Below are 19154 nucleotides of genomic sequence, written 5' to 3' on the forward strand. Positions count from 1 at the left end.
GCGGCGGTCGCGTGCCTAACCCATTTTTGCGCCCCAGAAGGACGTCTGGTCGGCGGCGAAATACCCGTCTGCGGCGCGGAAGTTGCCCTGCAACTCGACGGTGTCACCGACGGTGAGCGACACCATCGTCTGAAGCCAGAGCGCCGTCGCCTCGGAGACATGCGCCCCGCTGATCTCGCCTCGTGAGCCGCGGATCTCGGTCGTGCCGTTCAGCACGAGCCGCCCGCTCATCCGCGCCGACGTGCTGGCGTTCACCTTGTACATGAACGTCGCGCCGAAGAGGTAGGTGCCGTCCACCGGGGCCACGAAGCGGTTGTTCGCTGCGTCGAAGGCGCTCTGATCGTTGTAGTCGGTGTTGTTGATGGCGATCTTCGTCCAGGTCCCGACGCCGACGTAATTGTCGTAGTTCGTGTACGCCTTGAACCGCGGCAGCCGCGGCTGGTCGACTATGCCGGTGGCGTTGTCGACGCTCAGCCCGTCGAAGAAGGTGCTGCCATCGGCGGAAACCGCGAGGCGGAACCGGTCCGAGCCGAACAGTCCAACCAGCGCCTTGGTGACGAAGTTGGTCTGGAGCGTCAGGCCCAGATCGTCGCCTGCGGCCTCCTTGTTCATGGTGTAGAACAGATCGCCGGTGCCACCCTCGGCCACGGTCTTCGCCGTCCAGAGCGCGGCGTTCAGCTTGGCCGAGAACGGATTCGACACATCCGCGGTGGTCCCAAGCCCCAGCAGCGCGAGGTTCTGCAGCGCGTCTGGCGTGGTGCCGATCCAGCTCGCGCCATCATAGACCAGCAGCAGGCCCTCGTCCTCGACCCACGCCCGCCAGCCGGTGCGCGGCGGCAGGCGGAGCCAGGCGCCGTCCGTCCAGAGCGCGACGTTCAGGTCCCAGCCCGCCCAGTCGCCAGTCGCGCCCGAGGCGACGATGTAGCGGTCGCCATCGGCGGGGCTGGGAGGCGGCGCGGTCAGGTCGCGGTCGAGAACCGAGAGCTGGACAAGCCCGTCGAGCAGTCGCAGCGCCTCGTTGTGGGTGACGTGCTTCTGGGCCTGCGCCGCCAGGATGTAGGGCAGCAGCAGATGGGTCGTGGCATCGGACATGGGCGGTCTCCAGAACTAAGAACGCCGCCTGCATGGCAGACGACGAACAATGGCGCGGCGATGGGCGTTGGCGGGCTACCCGTGTTCGGGCGTCTCCGATGGAATCGTAGAGAGAACCGGATCGGGCTTCGGCGCGTCCCACTTCGCGGTCATTGCGGCCCAGCGATCGATCTCCGCCCGGAAGGCGGGGTCGTCGATCCGCAGGTGGAAGGTGTAGAGCTGATCCACGATCTCGCGAATCAGCGCGCGCATCTCGTCGTCATTGATCCGCGAGACCTCGGACCACGGAATGCGTCTGCCCGCAGCATCCTCGACGATGACGTCGGTGCCATCACCCGTGTGCGAGACGGGCGTCAGGCCGGCATGCAGGGTCTCGAGCTGTGTGTTTCGCACGCAGGCCACGGCCATCACTCTGGCAAGCTGGGCGGCAATCCGGTCTTCGTCCTCGGGGCGCATGTCCCGAGCCTACGCCGGAGAGCGCACGGCGGGCCAGAACTCATTGCGCGGCCTCAGAAGCTCAGCGTGATGGTCTCGAGCGCGCCCCGCCCGACGAGGGCGGAGAGCTGGAAGATACGGATGTCGAGCGTGTCGCCGGGCCCGAGCGGCCCGCCCCAGTCGGCGGTCTGCTGGGCGGTGGTGTATAGGGCGCTGGTCGTGGACGTGCTCAGCACGCGCTTCACGGTGGCGCCGTCGAGGATCTCGACCTCGTAGGATTCCAATTCCTCCGCGAACGGCGCGTCGACCGCGCCCCAGCTGTCGGCGGAGAGCGCGCGGGATCGCCGCGTCCAGCGGATCGTCAGATCGCCTGGCGTGCGTGGTGAGCGCCACGGCTGCACGACATGGGCGACCGAGAACGGCCGCAGCCCCACGCCCTGAGGCGTGAAGGCTTGCGCGACATAGGTCTCGTCGCTGACCGGGCGGCTCGCCGGGCCGATGCGCCAGTTCCACGGGATGCCAACGTCCGCCTCGGCGATCGGCAGCGATGCGAGGCTGTCGTCGAGCACCACCACCCGTGCGCCAGCGGGCGCGGGATTGCCCATGGCGCCTTCCGTGCCGCGCTGGCCGCGGAGTAGCCGGGTCAGGCGATAGCGGCCGGGCGCCAGCAACTCCGCTGCGCCCGCCTGCACGATCTCCCAGACGCCGGGCGCGCTCTCGACCGCGAGCGCGTTGGCGCCGCCGAACAGGGTTAGGTCGGTCACGCTCTCCAGCGTGCCAGACAGCAGATCGACCACCAGAACGTTGCCGAGGTCGAAGCGCGAGGTCGGCCCTGCGTAGAAGTCCGAGACCAGCGCGCCGATCCGGGCCCGTGTCCCGAAGCTGGTGAGCAGTTCGAAGCCGTCGCTCGACGGACTGCGGAACACCGCGATCTCGCCGGGCCAAGGGACGCCATGCGCCGCTGCAAAGGGCCGGTGCGCCGGCTGGTCCTCGGTCAGCTGCGGCAGGTCGAGCAGCACCGCCTCGGGTGCGCCGAAGACGACGGCTTGCGACAGCGCCGAAGGCCGCGGCGCGCCGGGCGGCAGGTCATAGGCCTCCCGATCCTGGCGGACGGCTTCGATCCCGCGCGCATCGGCATCGGCGATGGAAATGAACCGCAGCGGGACGGCGCGGCCGCCATGGACAAACGACACGACATCAGCCGGGTCGAGCGCGAGGCGCGACGGAGGCAGGCGGAAGACCGCGCTCTCGCGGCCGGTCCAGGCTTCCATCAGTGCGCGGCGGCAGCGGCGCTCGGCCTCCTCGGGCGGCACCGCCATAGGGAAGGACTCGGACGCGATGCGGGTCGTATCGACGGTGATGCGCCGGGCCTCGACCTGTGCGGCCTCGTAATCCTCGTCGGCACGGGCCACCTGCCATTTCAGGGCCTGCGGCAGTTCGGTCTCCTGGCCGCGCGTGAGCTCGAGAACGTCGCCCTCGCGGGGCGCGACAAGATCGTCTGGCGAGACCGTTGCGACAGCTGCGCGCCCGCGCATGACGAACCGGATCACACCCTCGGTCTCCACCGCGTCGAAGCCGAAATGCCGCGCGAGCGTGGTGATCGAGGCGCGAGGGCTTTCCAGCGCGCCGATGGCGTAGCCCTCGACCGCGCCCCAGAGCCCGGTGACGTCGATCCGGTTCTCGGGAAGCCCGGCGCGCAGGCAGAGATGGCGGACAAGGGCCGCGAGCGATACCGCCCCGAGCCGTCCGGTCAGCCAGTGACCGAGGCGCCAGTTCCCGCCATCCGTCCAGACGTCGGTCAGCGCCGGGAAGAATGGGTACGGCCGCGCGTCCCAGGTCCAGGCGGCGCATTCGGGGACGTGCACCATCCGGCCGCCGTAGACCGAGGACAGCGGGTTGTTCGCGGCATCGCCCCACCAGAGATAGGTCGCCTCGAGATAGGCCCGCTGGATCGCGTCGTCCCGCCAGCCGCGGGAAAAGTAGGGCACGAAGCTCTCGGAGGATTTCGGGTCAAAGAAGACGTTGGGCTGGTTGGAGCCCCGGTCGATGGCGGGACAGCCGAGCTCGGTGAACCAGATCGGCTTCGACTCGGGCGCCCATGCGGTCGGTGTGCCGCTCTCCACACCACCTGGGCGGTCGTAGTGCGGGTTCGACCACCAGCTGCGCAGATCCTTGTAGCGGAAGACCCACGGCTTGCCGGCAGTGCCGTCCATGATCGCGCTTCGCACCTGCGCGGAGCGGTCGGCCGCGCTGGAGTAGAACCAGTCGAAGCCTTCGCCGCCCGCGATGTTGGCCTGCAGATAGGCCCGGTCGTAGATCGCGGGCCAGCCTTCAGCCGCGTCGGCATGCTCGAACCCGTCGCGCCAGTCGGAGAGCGGCATGTAGTTGTCGATCCCGATGAAATCGACGTTGCCGTCCGCCCAGAGCGGATCGAGGTGAAAGAATACGTCGCCCGAGCCGTCGCCCGGCTGGTGCCCGAAATACTCCGACCAGTCGGCTGCATAGCTGATCGCCGTGCCCGCCCCGAGAATGGAGCGCACGTCGGCCGCCAGATCGCGGAAGGCCTGCACTGCCGGATAGGCGCTGGCGCCCGAGCGGATCGTGGTCAGCCCGCGCATCTCGGTTCCGATCAGGAAGGCGTCGACCCCGCCGGCCGCGGCGCAGAGAAAAGCGTAGTGCAACACCATGCGGCGCAGACCCCAGTCGCCCGGCGCCCCGGTCCAGGAGACGGTTTCGCCCGAGACGGCAAAGTCGGACGGGCTGGCGCTGCCGAAGAAGGCCGCGACCTGGCTTGCGGCTGTGGCGGTCTTGTCGACGCTGCCGGCATAGCCCGCCGCGGGCGAGCAGGTGATCCGGCCGCGCCAGGGGAACGCGGGCTGACCTGTCTCGGCGGCGTTGTCGGAGTATGGGTTCGACAGCGTGTTGCCGGGCGGGACGTCCATCAGGATGAAAGGGTAGAAGGTCACCCGCAGCCCGCGGGCCTTCATCTCCTTGATCGCCTGCACCACAGCGAAGTCGGCCGGCGTGCCGCCATAGACCGGCCGGTCCTGGTCATCGCGGCTGACCAGGTGCGCGGCGGCGCGCGAGACGCCATTGACGGACCAGGTCTGCGGGCTCGTGGTCTTCGCCGAGACTTCGACGCCCGGGCGGATCGCGCAGTCGCCCACGCGGAGGTCGTTCCCGAACCAGGCGACCACGAGACTGACGCTCTCCACCTTCGGCGCCATGGCCTGCAGCCGGTCGAGCGCCACCACCATGTCGGCGGTGTCCGAGAGCGCGTTCAAGTTCTCGGGGATCTGCGCGCCGCCGCTGCCCTTGCGGATGCCCTGCGTCGCGTAGGTGAACTCGCCCGAGGCCGGGATCATCGTGACCGCCTGCGTCAGCCCCTCGGCAGTGTCGGGATTGGCGAGCGGGCGGAATACCTCGAAGGAGAGCTGCGGCAGCCGGTTGCCGTAATTGCCCAGCGGCAGGTCCTCGAAGACCACATAGGCCGTGCCGCGATAGGCCGGGGTGTTGGCCGCGCCCATCTTGGCGGCGATGAACGGGTCCGCGGTCTGGCTCTCATCGCCCGGATACCAGCGCCAGGTGATCCCGGCGGTGTCGAGGAGCTTGCCGTCCGCCCAGATGCGCCCAATGCCAGTGATCGGGCCCTCACAGAGCGCAACCGCGAAGCTCGCGTAGTAGAGATACTCGGTCGTCTTGACCTTGCCGCCGCCCCCGCCGCCCTTGCCGCCGCCCTGCGTGGTGGTCTTGGTCTCCTCGCGGAAGTCGGTCGCCCAGATCACGTTGCCGCCCATGCGCATGCGGCCGTAGACGCGCGGGATGACGGCGCCCTCGGTCGAAGACGTGATCCGTAAGGAATCGAGTCGCGGCCCCTCGATCCGCTGGGTCGGCGCGAGCGAGGACACGATCCAGCTGTCGACAACCGAGCCGATTGTCGAGCCGACGAAGCCGCCGATGGTCGCGGCACTCACGCCGAGGATGGCGCCGCCGATGCTGCCGCCAATGGCGGCGCCAGCGGCACCGAGAACGAGCGTTGCCACGGGTCAGACCCCGTCAGGAAACAGGAAGGCGAAGGCGATGCGCCGCCGCCAGGATTGGGTGAGCGGTTCCTCGATCACGCCGAGCCGCTCATAGGCATGGAGGAAGCTGTCTGGGCCGGTCAGGATCCCGACATGCTTGGCGATGGCGCGGGGTATCATGCGGAACAGCACCAGCGCCCCGGGCCCGGCCTCGGTGGGCGACACCTCGATCATCATGCGCCGCGCGCCTTCGGCCAGAATCTCGCGCGGCCCCGTCTCGCCCCAGTCGCGGCTGTAAGGCGGGATCGGAAACGGCTCGGGGCCGACGACCTCGCGCCATATGCCCCGGGCGAGACCGAGGCAGTCGCAGCCGACGCCGCGCAGGCTCGCCTGGTCGTGATACGGCGTTCCGAGCCAGGCGTGCGCCGCAGCAATGACTTGATCCGGATCGGCCGGCGTCACAGAACGCCCCCGTCGTGGCCGCCGTCCTTGGTCGCGTAGCGCAGGATCGTGTCCTGTCCGGGGATGTGCGGGAAGCCTCGGAAGTTAGCGGTATTGGCGAACTTGGCGCCGCAGGTCTCGATCCGCTTGTCGCAGCCCGCGCGGATGGTGAATGCGTCACCCTCGGCGATCGCGCGCACCGGCGCCTCGAGCAGGGTCAGGATGGCCACGCCATCCGTGACGTCGTGGCCCAGCACTTCCGCGCGACGCCCGGCGTTCGCGCCGCTGGTCCACTCGACCGTCCCGAAGGTGAACCAGCCGGCCTCGAACCCGCCGAGCCCCGATGCGGTGAAGGCGCGGTCGCGCAGTAGATCGATGACGGCGCCGGTGCCCTTGAACGCCGTGTTCTCCAGATCGACACCGCAGCGCGCATCCCCCAACGCGGCGTCGCAGGTCGCCTGGAAGGTTCGCCCGACCGTCTGGCCCAGCACATGGGCAAGCGAACGGACCTCGGCGACGAAGGCGAGCCGCCCGCGCCGGATCTGACCGATGGCCCCGCGGCGCATCAGCACGCGCTGGCCGGTGTCGGCCCAGTTCACCCGCCAGACCTCGACCTCGGCGTTGTCCCAGCGGCCATCGAGGATGTCGGTCTCGGTGATCCGGTCCGAGGTCAGCACGCCCTCGGCGTCCTGCGCATCTACCGACAGGTCCGAGCCCGAGCGAACCTCGGACGCGGTCAGCCCGCTCTCCGGCTCGAAGTCCGTGCCGTCGAAGCCGAGCCTCCGGTCGTGATCGGTGAAGCCAAAGGTGACGCCATCGGCCCGCGTGATCCGCCAGCACCAGGCAAGTGTCGTCGTGCCCTCGTCGAGATGGGACTGCAGCGCGGGCGAGAGGGATTTCATCGGCAGGTTCCCGTCATGCGGTCGTCAAGATCGGCGATCCAAATCGCCCAATCCGGCGGCAAAGCGGCAACTGTGTCGGCAGGCGGCCGGACGAGCCGCGCCTCGGCATAGGAAGTGCAGCCGGCATCGGAAAACGGGGGACGGGTCGCGCAACCGCTAAGAAGCAGGCTTGCGGCCATGATTTTGATGATATCCATAGTGCCTCTCCGCAGCTTTGCGCACGGCCACCGCGTCGGCTTTTGATCGAAAGCTCCCCAGCAAGTGGCGGCGCCCTTTCTCAGGGTAGATGTATGCCCACCAGCGGCGCTTCTCCCTGTTCCAGCTCACGCCAACGACGCCCGAGCTGTTGCTGCGCGATATCGCAGTGTTCCGCGCATTCTCTGCGGGATCGGTAGGGCGCAGGTTCCGCCATCGATTGTCACTGCGCCGGCCATTGACGTGGTCGATCTGCGCCTCTGGCCATTGCCCGGTCATGATCGCGAACGCCACTTGGTGGGCGTACACATGAGCACCGAAAACGCGGCCAGCGATGTATCCGTGTTCGCGGCGACCGAATGCCGGCTGACCTTCGTACTTGGCGTTCCAGATCCGGCAGACCCACGCCGGGTCGCGTTTGCAATGTGTGAAATGCGTTGGCCGTCGTGCCTTCCATGTAAACTGGCCGGTATCGGGATCGTAGTGAATGAGGTCACGTAGAAGCGCCGGCTCAATTCGTGGCGCCGTTCTGCTGAGCTCGTTCATCACCAGTTCCCGTCGTTGCGCCGCAGCCGCTCAGCGGGATCGCCGTAGCCGCGGCCATCGCGAACCGCATCCCGACCGCGCTCGACACGCTTGTTCTTGTCTTCGATGGCATCGCGTTCGGCCTCCCGTTTGCCCGCGCGCTTTCCTTCGACAAGGCCCCAGCGTCGGCCGAGGACGACGCCCCCGATTGCGCCGAGCGCCGCGACCAGCCAGATCAGAAGGTCAGCCATCGCCGCGGAACCCGCGCTCGATCCTGTCGCGCAGGCCGATCAGGCCCAACCCGAGGAACATCAGTCCCGCGGGCGAGGCATCGCCCGAGCCGGCCAGCAGCGCGACGAGACGGGACAGCTCGCCGAGCGACCCGGTGGCGGGCAGCGCGAGGGAGGCGATGCCGGTGAGCATGGCGAGAAGTCCCGCCCACCAGGTGAGCGAGTTGGGTCGGACGTAGCGCATGAGTCAGGCCCTCCGGATCAGGGTGGAGAAGAAGGCGGCCAGCCGCGCGAGCCAGCCGGTCGGCATATCGGGTTCGGGATCGAGGACCGGCGGCCGCGGTGTCGGAGGTCGCCGTAGCAGGGCCAGCGCCTCATCCTCGGTCAGGCGACGGATCGGCCGGGAGAAATCGACGCGGCCCGTGTGATCTACGGACCAGACCGGGATCGTGCCGCCAGGATAGCGGCCATGCCGGAACAGATCGCGCTCGGCCTCCCGGCGCGGAATGATCGCGGCCGGTCGCCGCCAGTTGAGAAACGCGTCGGCGGCTGCAACGAGATTGCCGGCATTGAGGTGCCGGGTCAGCGCGGCCTTTGCGATGCCGCCGGTGTTGTAATGGAACGAAACCAGCGCATCGAACTCGTGCGGCGCCAGTGGCACCTCCACGGCCCGCTGGACGGCAGCCTCGTAGCGCGCGAGGTCGGCCCGGAAGACCCGGAACGCCTCGCGGATCCCGGCGCCGAGATCGGCGGGCATGCCGCGCGGCATGGTGGCGGGATCAGGCGGCCCAGCCGCGGTCGTGTGGCCGATGCCGAAGGTCCAGACCTGTTTCACATCGAGATAGGGCCCGGGCACGAGTCCTTCGTGCCGGACGAGGGCCAAGAGGCCCCGGTCGGTCATGTGCATGGGATTACCGGAGTAGCGAGAGGATCAGGATCAGTGCTGCGATGGCGAGGCCGATGCGCAGACGGTGGGCAAAGGCCGCTCTTGGGTCCGCCGGGTCGCAGCGGAGGGAGCGCGCGAGGCGAAGGATCTCATTCATCGCCGTCGCCCCGCTTGGCACGACGCAGGCGGGCCAGCAGCACTTCGATGAAGGCCGGTCCGAAGACGCCGACGAGATAGGCGGCCGAGCCCGCTGCACCGCCCGCGGGGATCGTCTCGGGCGGCAGGCCCAGCCAGGCAGTGATGACGGCCATCGACAGGCTGCCCATCCCGGCCGCGATCAGCCCGCCGAGCAGGATGTGCCGGAGCGCATCGCGCAGCCGCATCTTCGTGGTCAGTGCATTCGTTGCCCCGCCGAGCGCTCCCCAGGCAGCGAGGATCACGGCCGTCGAGGCCGCGAGTTCGCGCAGCACGGCTGCAACGAAGCTGCCGGTGTCGTTCATCGCCGGATCTCCAGAAGTGGAATGGTGGTGATCGAGCCGAGCCGCTCGAGATCGAGCGTCACGTCGAGCGCGTCTGTGTCGAAGCGGACCGGGACGTCGAACTCGAAGCCCGCGGTGATGGCGACGCCGGAGCTAGGCGCGGTGTTGAAAGTGACGATGCCGGTGGTGGTGTCGACCGACCCGCCGGAGGGCTGCTCGACCCCGCCGAGCGCAATGCGCACGGTACCCGCCACCGGCTTGGCGATGGTGCGCGTCCAGGATTGCGCGCCCGAGGCGTAGCGCTTCACCAGCTGGAAGGCGGTCGTCGCGCCATTGCCGGTGCCGATCGCCTGGTCGTTCGGCGATGGCGTGCCCGAGGGCAGGCAGGACTTGTGGTCGCCCCAGTCCTTGAAGCGGAAGCCATGCAGGCGGCCATTGCGCGCCTCGAAGAAGGCGACCACTGCCGACAAATCGTCCGCGCGGCGGATGCCGTAGGCGACGTCGTAGCGGCGACGCGAGTTGGCCCAGCTGGCGTTGCGTTCCTCGTCGCCCGAGGCGAGTTCGACGATCTGCGTGCGCCGCTCGGGCCCGCCCCGCGCGCCGCGACTGATGTTGTCCGGAAACCGGACCTCGTGAAACGCCATCACATACCCCTCCGCCCGAGCGAAACCGCACGGGCGATGTCCGCGGCGACCTGCGTGCGGGATTGGCGGAAGCTCTCGGCGTCGCGGGCCATGATGGTGACGTTGACGCCACCACCCGTGCCGTAGCTCTGCGCCTCACGCCGCGACAGCACCCGTTCGCCGCGTTGCAGGATCGCGGGGACTTCGTCGTGGCGTAGCCCCGCCATGCCGCCTGAATGCATCCGCGGTGCGGCGGCGAAGGCCATGGCGGGCACCATGCGCGCGGGCCCCGCGGACCCCACCATCCCGCCCGCATGCAGGACGTTTGCGAAAATGCCGCCCGCACCAGCGAACACGCCGGAGAGCGCATTGGCGATCGGCCCGAGGATGAACCGCCGCGCCGCGAGCTGGGCGAGATCGGCCAGCAGCGAGGTGACCAGGTCGCGGAAGTTCAGCTTGCCGGTCTTCACGAACTGGCCCACCGCGTTCTCGGCCGACTGGAAGGCGCCGACGAGGCTCTGTCCGATGTCGCCGCCAATCTCTCGCGCCTTGCTGGCGTAGTCCGACAGCGCGGCGGTGACCGCCTGCCAGCTGGTGACCGCCGGCTCGACGTTGGGCTCGGCCGCAGTCACCGCCGCGCCTGCGGCAGCGCCGGCATCGGACGCGGCCTGCCCGGCGCCGTCGAGCGCGGTCTCGAACCGCTCTGCCGCGGCCGTGGCCTCGGCCAGCGCATCGGCGCCGTCGTCGTCAGTGCCGCGCACCGCATCCCGCAGCGCCTGCCAGCTTTCGAGGGGCGCGCGGGCACCTTCCGCTAGATCGCGCGCCGCGCCACGGTAGACATTCGCGGACTCCAGCGCCCGGGCGGCCGCGTCCGTGAGCCCGAGATCGGGCGCGGTGAGCGGGTTGTCTTCGAAGGCCTGATCGAACGCCGCCTGCGCAGCTGTCGTGGCAGCGCTGGCCGCACCCTCGAAGCGGTTCTCGATCTCGCCAAGGTCGAGGTCGGGCACCAGCGAGATACGCCGCTCGGACCCGAGCGCTTCCAGCCCCTGGTTGATGCCGCCGATGAAGCCGTTGATGCGCGAGACCACGCCGTTCAGCATCGCCTCGACGCCGTCGACCAGGCTGTTCGCCGCCTGGAAGGCCAGATCGCCGATGGCCGCGGGCAGCAGACCCCAGATCGCCTTGATCGCCTCGTAGGCGCCCTCGAAGGTGTTCGCCGCCGTATTCCCGAAACCGACCACGCTCTCGATGGCGCTCTGCATGCCTGACGCGGCGTCGGCCTTCAGGTCGAAGAACATCGCCGTGGCGGCTGCGCCAGCCGCAGCAGCACCCATCTTGATCCGATCCCAGACCTCTACCGCCAGGTCCTTCAGGAGCGACATCGCTTCGCCGAACCCACCCGCACCGGAGACGAGCCGGGTGAACTGGTAGACGAGCTCGCCCGCGCCGACGATCAGCGCGCCGATGCCGGTCCGGATCAGCGCGCCGCGCAGGACGACCAGCGCCGTGGCGAGGCCGCGCACGGAGAGCGCCGCAGCGGCCATGCCGGCGACCCAACGTCCCGCGAGGAAGGCCGCGAAAGTGGCGGCGTAGGTGGTCAGGCGACCGATGTTGCCTAAGAGGCCGCGGATGGCGATGCCGAGCGGCCCGGTGCGGCTGGCGACCGCTGCCATGGCATCCGCGACCGCTTCCAGCGCCGGAGCCGCGGCAACGGCCAACTGGTTCGACAGCCCGCGCCAGATGAGCCCGAGCCGGGAGATGGCGTCGTTCGTTCGTTCGATCTGCTCGGCATCCTGCTCCGAGACGACAACCCCGAAGGCGAGGACGTCCTCGGTCGCCTGGCGCAGCGTCGCGGTGTCGATCCGCGACATGGCGATGGAGCCTTCCTCGCCGAAGAGCTGCCCCGCGACGGCCGCGCGCTCGGCGGCAGGCACGAAGCTCTCGATGGCCGCGTTGATCGCACCCACACGCTGGTCCAGCGGCAGCGCGATCAGTTCGTTGGCCGACAGCCCGAGCCGGTCGAACGCGTCGGCAGCCGGGCCGGTCCCGGCCGCCGCCTGGCTGAGACGACGCGTCAGATCCTTGGTGGCCTGTTCGATGCCGGACATCGACACGCCCGCCAGTTCGCCCGCGCGCTCCAGCGTCTGGATCGAGGCGACGGTGGTGCCGAGCGACTGCGCGAGTTTGGCCTGCGCATCCACCGTCTGCAGACCGGACCGGACCATCGCCACGCCAGCGGCGGTGGCAGCGGCCACTGCTGCAGCGGCGGCCACCCGCACCCGCCGCGAGAACGCCGCCAGCCGGGCATTGGCCGCCTCCATCTCCCGGCTGAGCCGTCCGAAGCCGCGCGATCCGGCCTCGCCGACGCCTTCCAGTTCGGCGCGCACCTGTCGCCCGCCGACCGCGGCGAGGCGGACGGACACACGCTTTTCAGCCATCGGGGCGTTCCATCTGTTCGTTGAGCTTGGCGACCATCACCGCTTCGATGACGGGCAGCAGTTCGGCCATGGCGAGCGGCGGCACGCCGAGCGCGTCCCCGAGTGCGACCGCCGCCGACATGTCCCAGCCGATCACGGCGCCCGGCAGCACGCGCAACTGGCCGCCGAGGCGGCCGACCAGGTCCCAGACCTGCCAACCTTCCGGCGTTTCCGGACGGTTCAGCCGCGCCGGGCAGTCCGGGCAGGCTTGCGCGCAGGCTTCGCAGTATCGCGCGCCCCCGCCGAAGGACCATTCGGCGAGAGCGCGGAGGCGTTTTTTTCCTGTTCCAGCAGCAGGCCCTTCGAGACGTAGGCCAGCTGGAAGGCCTCGAAGATCGGCCAGACGTCGAGCAGCGCGTCGATGGCCTCTGGGCTCGGGTCGATGGGCTTGCCGTCCGCATCGCCGATGCCCTCCCAGGCGAGCACCGCCCGCCGCGCCAGCGCCTTGGCGAAAGCGACCGCGCGTTCCTCCTCCGAGGCCTCCTCGGGGATCGCCTCCACGACGGGGTCGCTGCGCGTCGCCACCATCAGCGCCGTCGTGAGCGGTCGCAGCTGCACCCGGACGCCGGGCGCGAGGTCGTGCCAGCGCGGTTCATTCGTCAGGTCGAGTGTCAGCATCCTCAGTACACCTCGATGTCGTTGATCAGGGTTGCGGTGCACATCCGGCCGACGACGCTGTCGCGGGCCGCCTGCCAGTCGAAGGTCGCCTGCACGCCCTGCGGCCCGGAAATCTCGATGCGCGGGCGCGGCAGGTAGACGGCGTGCACGGTGAAGGTGAAGCTCTCGCCGGACGGCAGGGCGTAGGCGAATTCCATCTCGCAGGCCTCGCCGTTGATCGCCTGCGTCACCAGCGTCTGGTCGGCGAAGCGCACCTCGATCCGGCCGGTCAGCGCCGCGATGGACGGGTCCGCGCCGTCGATGCGGCCGTCCGAGCGGATGGTCTCGATCCGGTCGAGGTTGTTGGCATAGGTGATCTCGGCCGAGACCACATTGCCGAGGGCGGTGCCGTTGCGCGTGATCGACCCGTTGAAATGGCCGAAGCGCTTGAGCTCCAGCGCGGCGGGCGTTCCGGCGCTGGTGGTCGTGCCCACACTCTCACCCTGCGCCACCAGCCGTGCGGTTGCGGTCAGGAGCCCTGAGCGCTGCATCTGCCAGGTGATCTGGTCGAGCACGCAGCCGGAATACATCGCGTAGCGCGGCACCTCCGGCATGCCGGTTTCGATCGACATGCTGGGCAGCGTCCAGGACCCCGACTGGAACTCGTGGGTGTAGGGCGCTTCCGCACCCGTGGTCGTGGGTGCGCCGAACGCCGCCTTCAGCCAGAAGCCGAAGGCCTCGGCGTCGAGCGGCACGACGATGTCGCCATCAGCCGTCACCGCGTCCTTGATCGGCGCCAGCGGATCGCGGCCGTAGCCGAGCAGTTCCGAGTTCAGCAGCGGCTGTTCGGCCCCCAGCGAGGTGCTGGCGAAAGGCATGCGGGTGAAGCCGCTGGCAGGCGGCGTTCCATAGGTCGTCTCGAACGCAAGCGCCATCTGCGCCCGCGCCCCCTGGGCTCGTGCCATGGTGATCTCCTTGATTTCGTTGAAGCGCGGTTGCGTTCGGTCAGGCCGTGCCGCACATGGACATCATGCGCACTATTCGTCCCAATTCCCCGCTCAGTATTTCCGCTCGACCGATCATCACCCGGATGATCGTTTCTGTCCTCGCGGTTCTTGTTCTTTTGACCGGCCCCGTCTCGGCGCAGACGAATACCGTGAGCGGCGCGGTCCGCTACGTGACGGACGGCGACACCTTCTCACTTCGCGGCGTTGAACGGCCGATCCGTGTCTGGGGCCTCGATGCTCCCGAACGCAACGAGCGCGGTGCCTCCGCCGCGACATCCACTCTGCAGCGGCTGGTCGCCGGCCAAAGCCTGACCTGTCGTGTGCGCGACATCGACCGATACGGACGGATCGTCGGGCAGTGCTTCCTAGCCGATGGCCGCGATGTCGCGGCCCAGATGATCGCTGCCGGAGTGGCCCGGGAATACTGCTACTTCTCCGGCGGCTACTACGGGACCTGTCGCGGCAACTGACCCGTCGGCTCTAGCCGAACGGATCGGACGTGGAATAGTGAAGCATAACGGAGATTACCGCCGCCTTGAGGCTCGCGGAGCCCTCGACTGGCAGGTCCACTGGCCGCGGCGCTTCAGCCTCGACCCAGTCGCAGAGTCCGCCCAGCGTCCGGTCTACAGCCAGCGCCGTTCCGACGCGGGCGCAGAGCGTGTCGAATGCGGCATCACGGGTAGCGCCCTGCACGATCGCCTCGATCTCGGCGCGGTGCTGGTAGTGGTAGGCCAGCGGTGACAGCGTCACCTCCGGCTCCCCCGGCTCGCCGTCGCGGAGGATCAGCAGACCCTCAGACGGCACGCGCTCGGGCAGCACCTCGCCGCGCAGGGCGGTGGCGGGCAGCGCGGAGAGCCGCGCGTGCAGCGCGGCGAGGATGGTTTCGCGATCGGTAGGCACCAGCACTTCCTTTTGTGCCCAGGGCATTCATCGGCAGACGAACGCCACAGCTGTTCTGTGATGCGTAGCTTGGGTCGCGGGTCAGGAATGCGAACCGCGGACCCTCAAATGCGCTTTCAATTCATTCAGTGAGAGACATACGCTGCGTTTCCGATGCACCATGCGATGGCAATTCGAACAGAGGACTACAAGGTCCGTCGCAGGGTCGGTGATCGTTTTACCTGCTTCGGCGATCGGAACTACATGGTGGACTTCGATGAAGCCCTCACCAAGGGCCCCATACGCGCGGCCGAAGTTGAACCCGCAAGCCATACAGTCGAGTCCATGGATCGCGAGGGCATCCTCCCTGAGTTTCGGAACACGTTCGCGCCGCAGGGAGACGTAGACCTTTTCGCCGCCCTCCGTCCGCGCCTCCGGGCTGCGGGCTTTTCCATCCAACGCGACCGGCATACCGGCATGAAGCCCGAGGACGAACCGCTCGAGCTCCTGATCGGAACGATCCCTCCACTCTTCATGTATCCGCGTGAAATTGGTGCTCAATGACGGTTGCTGTCCGTTGCGATCCACCCATCCGATCCGTCCGTTATCGAACAATATGTCGAACGTATCTCGCGCATTTTTCAGGCTGTTCCGGAATTGGGTCTGTGAGCGGCCATCTCCCATCGCGTCGAAGAAACTGTCGTATGCAGCTTTCCATGTGCTTACGCCGAGAGCTGCTGGAGGTGACGCAGGCTTGCCTTCGTGACGGACACCGCATCTGGCCAGCCAGTAGCTGGCAATCATCATCGAGTAGGATCGCTCAATTAACTGCTCGGGGCGCTTCATACCCTTGATTATGAAGATACATCCAGGCTCCTGACAATCGGGGAATTGGACGAGCAGGAACAGCGCTCTCGAAGTGCCTTTACGAGAACCGTTCCTCCACCCAGTTCGCCACGATCAGCCCCGGCACGCTGTCGAGCGCCCGCTCGGCGTCGCGGTCGAGGTCGAGTCGCTTTGGCAGTTTGACCTGTGGGACCAGCAGGAAGATCGGTGCGGTGACCTGGTTGCGTCCGGTCTTCGCGCGCGACGCCACCGCCTGGCCGCGCTTGTTGATGCGGGCCTGGTCGGCGACGAGCAGGCTCGGGCCGCTGCGACGATAGACAAAGCGCAGGCGTAGGCCGCGGCGGCGTTCCCACTCGCCGGGGGTGATTTTACCACCGCGCAGACCTCGCCCGGCCGCCTCGGTGGGGATCGCCAGCCAGAAGCCGTCCTTCGAGCGTATCAGCGGGCCCGTGTCGTGGGCGCCGACGATGACCGGCGCCTTCGACCAGACGAGCGCCGCGGCGTTCAGGCTCTCGTCTCCGTTCGGGTACGTCTGGCTCCGTATCGAGTTGGCCAGCCGCCGTCCGAGCCCGGCGCCGCTGATCTGGCCGCGCCAGGCGGTCTTCAGTTCTGTCCCGGCCTCGCGCATGGCGGCGGTGACGGCCTTCTCACCGGCCTTCACCTCTGCAGCCATGGCGGCGACGAGGTCGGGCGTGATGTCGAGTTTCAGTTTCACGCGGGCCTCAGATCCACGGTCCAGACGAGCCGCTCGCGGTCGCGGACGGGCTCGCCCTGAACGAGGAAAGCCTCGCCGTCGATCTCGATGCGGTCGCCGGGCCGCGGGTTCGCGACCTCGGCGAGGCGCAGGTCCAGCCGGGTGGTCTCCGACCAGAGGCGCGTTTCGCCGAAGTTCGTGACGTCGTCGTGCCGGCGCAGGATCGCTCGGACCAGCGACGGCGCGCCGCCCTCGGCGGTGTAGACCGCGTCGCGCGCGAGATGCGCGTCCGCGAAGAGCGCGTCGAGGGCGTCGGCGAAGGCGGTCATCAGGTCCGCCGTGCCGAGCGCAGCACCTGCGGCCGTGTGCAGATCGGGAGCGGGTTGCTCTCGATCTCCAGCCGCACCCATTCGTCGCGATCCCGGTCGGGGATCGTTCGCGCATAGAGCGGCTGGCCGAGGGTGTTCACCGTCTTGAAGGTGTCGGCGGGGGCGTAGTAGATCTCGAAGAGCCCCTCGATGCCCTCGGGATAGAAGAACGCCTTGTCGGTCGGCACGGTGAAGCCGACGCCGCCCCGGTAGCGGCGGAAGGTGATGCCGCCGAAGCTGACCTCGTCGGCGACGCGGCCGCGCAGGTCGGCCGCCGCGGCGGTGTTGAGATAGGTCTCCCGCACCTCCTTGTGGGCCACGAGATCGGCGAAGAAGGCCGAGCCGCATTCGGCGCGGATCTGTACCGCACCGGCCGAGAGCCCGCCCATCGAGTCCTCGACGCTCTCGATGAGCGCCTGGCAGCGCTTGCGGAGCGCGCCCGAGGCCGGGCTTGCGTTGTCGAGGTCGAAGTCGATCTCGGGCGCGGGCGTGATGCCGAACTCGGTGAAGTAGTTCACGACCGTGGCGTGGTCCTTCGGATCCTTCACCAGCCCCTGGATGCCGTTCAGGAGGTGGTATTCGAAGGTGGTCTCGGCGTCCTGACGGAGCTTCCGGAGCCGATACGCGACCTCGGTCTGCACCTGCTGGGTGGCGCTTTCCGAGCCGAAGTCGCGCACCGACTGAATCTCGGAGGCCCAGAGCACGTCCTGCTTCTTGAACTGGCGACAGACAAAGGCGCGCATCTCGCGCCGGTCCGGAACCTGCTGCTCGTAGGCCGAGCCGCGCTCGGAGAACGGGATCAGCGACAGCGTGCCGTCGCGGCTCTCGATCACGACGGTGCGGGAACGCACGCCGCGCGGGCTGAAGAGGTTCGAGCCCGAGAGCAGCGCGGGCTTGTAGGGGATGTTCTCGAGCGCGCGGGTGAGCTCGACGATGGTGAAGGCATCGCCTTCGAAGATGTCCATGGTGGCCATGAGGATGCCTCCTGTCGTGAGCGCGCCCAGCAAAAGTGGACGCCGGTTTTGCGTCCGGGCGCGCGTGGAAAAGGGAATTGGGTCAGCGGACGAGGATGCCCGCGGCGAGGAGCGCCGTGTGGGCGGCCGCGATCTCGCCCTCGCTGGGCGTGCCCGCGAAGACGAGGTCGTGGCGGTTGACGATGGCGGGGCCGCGGACGACCGCGACGGCGGGCGCATCGCCAGCGCTCGCATCCGCCTTGCCCCAGAGCACGGCGACGGCGGTCTCGGTGCCGTCCACGGCGGCCGGATCGTGGGCGGCGTACTTGCCGGACGCGGTGATCTTGCCGAGCACCGTGCCCGGCTCGAGCGTGCCGGCGGCGACAGTGATCGTCTCGCGGGTGTAGTCGCGGAAGGCTTCCCAGACAAGGAAGCCGCCGGGGTGCGTGCCTTCGACCAGCGTGGTCATGGTGTCATCCTTTCAGCTTGAAGGTTCGGGCGACGATCTCGCCCCAGGGGCGCGCAGCCGAGGTGCGGCCGGGCTGCGGGTGATGGGGTGCGATCTCCGGCTCCCCCTCTGCCTTTGCGGCGAGAAGTGCGGCGCGCACCTCGGCGAGGCTGGCGTCCTGCTCGAGGAAGCGGCCGGCCATCTGCGGCTGGCCCGCGAGGCGGCAGAGATCGACCACGGCCCGGGCATGACCGATGGCCTCTGCCCGGATCGCGGCAGGATCGGGCGGCGCGCCACTGGGCGGCGGCGTCTCGGCCGACGGCCGCGGAGCGTCGGAGGCGGCGGCAGGCTCGTCCTCGGCGCCCTCGACCGGGTCGTCTTCGGCGGCGGCGTCGGTATCCTCGTCCGCTTCGATCTCCCGGCCGTCGCACTCAGCGTTGGGCTCCGGCTCGGTTTCGATAGCTTCAACCAAGTCCGACGGCGCGTTGCGAAAGCGCCCGATGTCAAAGTGCGCGGCGATGCGGACAGGCTCGACCAGCCGGTCGGCGAAGCCCTGCGCCACAGCGTCCGACGCGTCGAACCAGGTCTCTGCGGCCATGAGCGCGGAGACCTCTTCCGGCGTCCGGCCGGATTTTCCGGCGTAGCCCGCGACGAGGCTGCCCTTCACCTTGTCGAGCGCCTCGGCCATGGCGCGCATGTCCTCGGCAGTGCCCATCACGAGGCCGGCGGGATCGTGGATCATCAGGAAGGCGTTCTCCGGCATGAAGATCTCGTCGCCCGCCATCGCGATGTAGGAGGCGGCCGAGGCGGCGATGCCGTCGATCCAGACGGTGACCGTGCCCTCGTGCCGCTTGATCGCATTGTGGATCGCGACCGCGTCGAAGACCGAGCCGCCGGGGCTGTTCAGCCGCAGATCAACCGGCGTGCCCTCGGGCAGCGCGCCCAGTTCGGCCAGAAAACCCTTCGCCGAGACCCCGTAGGCGCCGATCTCGTCATAAATCGCCACTTCCGCACCGGTCCCCCGGGCGCGGATCGCATACCAGCTTGCCATGTCG

At 68.7% G+C, this 19154-nt stretch carries 25 protein-coding genes; 1 reads left to right on the forward strand and 24 read right to left on the reverse strand.

What is annotated here, in order from left to right:
- Nucleotides 1-15 precede the first annotated feature (15 nt).
- From BUR28_RS07775 to BUR28_RS07840, 17 genes are all read right to left on the reverse strand, one after another.
- Nucleotides 16-1092 (reverse strand): DUF2793 domain-containing protein, encoded by a 1077-nt coding sequence (locus tag BUR28_RS07775; protein WP_074219605.1) that lies wholly within the window; start codon nt 1090-1092, stop codon nt 16-18.
- Between the two features lie 75 nt (nt 1093-1167).
- The gene (locus BUR28_RS07780; RefSeq protein ID WP_074219606.1) at nt 1168-1548 is read right to left on the reverse strand and encodes a hypothetical protein; all 381 of its coding nucleotides are present in this window, start codon (nt 1546-1548) and stop codon (nt 1168-1170) included.
- A gap of 53 nt (nt 1549-1601) precedes the next feature.
- The gene (locus BUR28_RS07785; RefSeq protein WP_074219607.1) at nt 1602-5570 is read right to left on the reverse strand and encodes a baseplate multidomain protein megatron; all 3969 of its coding nucleotides are present in this window, start codon (nt 5568-5570) and stop codon (nt 1602-1604) included.
- A gap of 3 nt (nt 5571-5573) precedes the next feature.
- Nucleotides 5574-6011 (reverse strand): NlpC/P60 family protein, encoded by a 438-nt coding sequence (locus BUR28_RS07790; RefSeq protein ID WP_074219608.1) that lies wholly within the window; start codon nt 6009-6011, stop codon nt 5574-5576.
- The gene (locus BUR28_RS07795) at nt 6008-6892 is read right to left on the reverse strand and encodes a DUF2163 domain-containing protein (RefSeq protein ID WP_074219609.1); all 885 of its coding nucleotides are present in this window, start codon (nt 6890-6892) and stop codon (nt 6008-6010) included. Before BUR28_RS07795 ends, BUR28_RS07790 begins: the two co-directional genes overlap by 4 nt.
- Entirely contained in the window at nt 6889-7089 is a 201-nt protein-coding gene (locus BUR28_RS19350; protein WP_139307524.1) for a hypothetical protein, read from the reverse strand. The genes BUR28_RS07795 and BUR28_RS19350 overlap by 4 nt, the downstream gene beginning before the upstream one ends.
- Nucleotides 7049-7633 carry an HNH endonuclease signature motif containing protein gene (locus tag BUR28_RS07800; protein WP_083626514.1) on the reverse strand — a complete coding sequence of 195 codons (585 nt, stop codon included), beginning with the start codon at nt 7631-7633 and terminating at the stop codon, nt 7049-7051. Before BUR28_RS07800 ends, BUR28_RS19350 begins: the two co-directional genes overlap by 41 nt.
- On the reverse strand, nt 7633-7863 hold the full coding sequence (locus BUR28_RS07805) for a hypothetical protein (protein ID WP_074219610.1): 231 nt from the start codon (nt 7861-7863) through the stop codon (nt 7633-7635). Before BUR28_RS07805 ends, BUR28_RS07800 begins: the two co-directional genes overlap by 1 nt.
- Nucleotides 7856-8086, reverse strand: a complete 231-nt coding sequence (locus tag BUR28_RS07810) for a hypothetical protein (protein WP_074219611.1) — start codon at nt 8084-8086, stop codon at nt 7856-7858. Before BUR28_RS07810 ends, BUR28_RS07805 begins: the two co-directional genes overlap by 8 nt.
- 3 nt (nt 8087-8089) lie before the next feature.
- Nucleotides 8090-8725, reverse strand: a complete 636-nt coding sequence (locus BUR28_RS07815) for a lysozyme (RefSeq protein WP_254813708.1) — start codon at nt 8723-8725, stop codon at nt 8090-8092.
- Nucleotides 8726-8753: 28 nt separating this feature from the next.
- Nucleotides 8754-8885: a hypothetical protein gene (locus tag BUR28_RS20700; RefSeq protein ID WP_256370879.1), complete on the reverse strand. Its 132-nt coding sequence runs from the start codon at nt 8883-8885 to the stop codon at nt 8754-8756.
- Nucleotides 8878-9228, reverse strand: coding sequence for a hypothetical protein (locus tag BUR28_RS07820; RefSeq protein ID WP_074219613.1), 351 nt, complete (start codon nt 9226-9228; stop codon nt 8878-8880). Before BUR28_RS07820 ends, BUR28_RS20700 begins: the two co-directional genes overlap by 8 nt.
- Nucleotides 9225-9851: a DUF2460 domain-containing protein gene (locus BUR28_RS07825; protein WP_074219614.1), complete on the reverse strand. Its 627-nt coding sequence runs from the start codon at nt 9849-9851 to the stop codon at nt 9225-9227. Before BUR28_RS07825 ends, BUR28_RS07820 begins: the two co-directional genes overlap by 4 nt.
- Nucleotides 9851-12268, reverse strand: coding sequence for a phage tail tape measure C-terminal domain-containing protein (locus tag BUR28_RS07830; protein WP_074219615.1), 2418 nt, complete (start codon nt 12266-12268; stop codon nt 9851-9853). Before BUR28_RS07830 ends, BUR28_RS07825 begins: the two co-directional genes overlap by 1 nt.
- Nucleotides 12261-12425 carry a DUF7697 family protein gene (locus BUR28_RS18955; RefSeq protein WP_254813817.1) on the reverse strand — a complete coding sequence of 55 codons (165 nt, stop codon included), beginning with the start codon at nt 12423-12425 and terminating at the stop codon, nt 12261-12263. Before BUR28_RS18955 ends, BUR28_RS07830 begins: the two co-directional genes overlap by 8 nt.
- Nucleotides 12426-12487: 62 nt before the next feature.
- Complete coding sequence (locus BUR28_RS07835) at nt 12488-12925, reverse strand: hypothetical protein (RefSeq protein WP_074219616.1); 438 nt, start codon at nt 12923-12925, stop codon at nt 12488-12490.
- Nucleotides 12926-12927: 2 nt separating this feature from the next.
- Nucleotides 12928-13869 (reverse strand): phage tail tube protein, encoded by a 942-nt coding sequence (locus tag BUR28_RS07840; protein WP_074219617.1) that lies wholly within the window; start codon nt 13867-13869, stop codon nt 12928-12930.
- A gap of 56 nt (nt 13870-13925) precedes the next feature.
- Between BUR28_RS07840 and BUR28_RS07845 the strand changes: the two genes are divergently transcribed.
- Nucleotides 13926-14381: a thermonuclease family protein gene (locus BUR28_RS07845; RefSeq protein WP_083626517.1), complete on the forward strand. Its 456-nt coding sequence runs from the start codon at nt 13926-13928 to the stop codon at nt 14379-14381.
- 10 nt (nt 14382-14391) lie between these two features.
- On the opposite strand, the gene BUR28_RS07850 is transcribed toward BUR28_RS07845, so the two are convergent.
- The 7 genes from BUR28_RS07850 to BUR28_RS07880 all read right to left on the reverse strand — a co-directional run bounded on the left by BUR28_RS07850 (nt 14392) and on the right by BUR28_RS07880 (nt 19150).
- Nucleotides 14392-14811 carry an acyl-CoA transferase gene (locus BUR28_RS07850; protein ID WP_074221560.1) on the reverse strand — a complete coding sequence of 140 codons (420 nt, stop codon included), beginning with the start codon at nt 14809-14811 and terminating at the stop codon, nt 14392-14394.
- Nucleotides 14812-14892: 81 nt separating this feature from the next.
- On the reverse strand, nt 14893-15636 hold the full coding sequence (locus BUR28_RS18960) for an HNH endonuclease (protein WP_083626518.1): 744 nt from the start codon (nt 15634-15636) through the stop codon (nt 14893-14895).
- Between the two features lie 79 nt (nt 15637-15715).
- Entirely contained in the window at nt 15716-16351 is a 636-nt protein-coding gene (locus BUR28_RS07860; protein ID WP_074219620.1) for a DUF6441 family protein, read from the reverse strand.
- Entirely contained in the window at nt 16348-16659 is a 312-nt protein-coding gene (locus BUR28_RS07865; RefSeq protein WP_074219621.1) for a head-tail joining protein, read from the reverse strand. Before BUR28_RS07865 ends, BUR28_RS07860 begins: the two co-directional genes overlap by 4 nt.
- Nucleotides 16659-17672, reverse strand: a complete 1014-nt coding sequence (locus BUR28_RS07870) for a major capsid protein (protein ID WP_074219622.1) — start codon at nt 17670-17672, stop codon at nt 16659-16661. Before BUR28_RS07870 ends, BUR28_RS07865 begins: the two co-directional genes overlap by 1 nt.
- An 82-nt stretch (nt 17673-17754) precedes the next feature.
- Nucleotides 17755-18120 carry a head decoration protein gene (locus BUR28_RS07875; RefSeq protein ID WP_074219623.1) on the reverse strand — a complete coding sequence of 122 codons (366 nt, stop codon included), beginning with the start codon at nt 18118-18120 and terminating at the stop codon, nt 17755-17757.
- A gap of 4 nt (nt 18121-18124) precedes the next feature.
- Nucleotides 18125-19150: a head maturation protease, ClpP-related gene (locus BUR28_RS07880; RefSeq protein WP_074219624.1), complete on the reverse strand. Its 1026-nt coding sequence runs from the start codon at nt 19148-19150 to the stop codon at nt 18125-18127.
- Nucleotides 19151-19154 lie beyond the last annotated feature (4 nt).

This window comes from Rhodovulum sp. ES.010, from assembly GCF_900142935.1.
Classification (GTDB): Bacteria; Pseudomonadota; Alphaproteobacteria; order Rhodobacterales; family Rhodobacteraceae; genus Rhodovulum.

What these genes read in the sequence shown, in the direction of transcription:
- BUR28_RS07775 (WP_074219605.1), bottom strand. Translation starts at nt 1,092, where the DNA reads ATGTCCGATGCCACGACCCATCTGCTGCTGCCCTACATCCTGGCGGCG.
- BUR28_RS07780 (WP_074219606.1), bottom strand. Translation starts at nt 1,548, where the DNA reads ATGCGCCCCGAGGACGAAGACCGGATTGCCGCCCAGCTTGCCAGAGTG.
- BUR28_RS07795 (WP_074219609.1), bottom strand. Translation starts at nt 6,892, where the DNA reads ATGAAATCCCTCTCGCCCGCGCTGCAGTCCCATCTCGACGAGGGCACG.
- BUR28_RS19350 (WP_139307524.1), bottom strand. Translation starts at nt 7,089, where the DNA reads ATGGATATCATCAAAATCATGGCCGCAAGCCTGCTTCTTAGCGGTTGC.
- BUR28_RS07800 (WP_083626514.1), bottom strand. Translation starts at nt 7,633, where the DNA reads ATGAACGAGCTCAGCAGAACGGCGCCACGAATTGAGCCGGCGCTTCTA.
- BUR28_RS07805 (WP_074219610.1), bottom strand. Translation starts at nt 7,863, where the DNA reads ATGGCTGACCTTCTGATCTGGCTGGTCGCGGCGCTCGGCGCAATCGGG.
- BUR28_RS07810 (WP_074219611.1), bottom strand. Translation starts at nt 8,086, where the DNA reads ATGCGCTACGTCCGACCCAACTCGCTCACCTGGTGGGCGGGACTTCTC.
- BUR28_RS20700 (WP_256370879.1), bottom strand. Translation starts at nt 8,885, where the DNA reads ATGAATGAGATCCTTCGCCTCGCGCGCTCCCTCCGCTGCGACCCGGCG.
- BUR28_RS07820 (WP_074219613.1), bottom strand. Translation starts at nt 9,228, where the DNA reads ATGAACGACACCGGCAGCTTCGTTGCAGCCGTGCTGCGCGAACTCGCG.
- BUR28_RS07825 (WP_074219614.1), bottom strand. Translation starts at nt 9,851, where the DNA reads ATGGCGTTTCACGAGGTCCGGTTTCCGGACAACATCAGTCGCGGCGCG.
- BUR28_RS07830 (WP_074219615.1), bottom strand. Translation starts at nt 12,268, where the DNA reads ATGGCTGAAAAGCGTGTGTCCGTCCGCCTCGCCGCGGTCGGCGGGCGA.
- BUR28_RS07835 (WP_074219616.1), bottom strand. Translation starts at nt 12,925, where the DNA reads ATGCTGACACTCGACCTGACGAATGAACCGCGCTGGCACGACCTCGCG.
- BUR28_RS07840 (WP_074219617.1), bottom strand. Translation starts at nt 13,869, where the DNA reads ATGGCACGAGCCCAGGGGGCGCGGGCGCAGATGGCGCTTGCGTTCGAG.
- BUR28_RS07845 (WP_083626517.1), top strand. Translation starts at nt 13,926, where the DNA reads ATGGACATCATGCGCACTATTCGTCCCAATTCCCCGCTCAGTATTTCC.
- BUR28_RS18960 (WP_083626518.1), bottom strand. Translation starts at nt 15,636, where the DNA reads ATGAAGCGCCCCGAGCAGTTAATTGAGCGATCCTACTCGATGATGATT.
- BUR28_RS07865 (WP_074219621.1), bottom strand. Translation starts at nt 16,659, where the DNA reads ATGACCGCCTTCGCCGACGCCCTCGACGCGCTCTTCGCGGACGCGCAT.
- BUR28_RS07870 (WP_074219622.1), bottom strand. Translation starts at nt 17,672, where the DNA reads ATGGCCACCATGGACATCTTCGAAGGCGATGCCTTCACCATCGTCGAG.
- BUR28_RS07875 (WP_074219623.1), bottom strand. Translation starts at nt 18,120, where the DNA reads ATGACCACGCTGGTCGAAGGCACGCACCCCGGCGGCTTCCTTGTCTGG.
- BUR28_RS07880 (WP_074219624.1), bottom strand. Translation starts at nt 19,150, where the DNA reads ATGGCAAGCTGGTATGCGATCCGCGCCCGGGGGACCGGTGCGGAAGTG.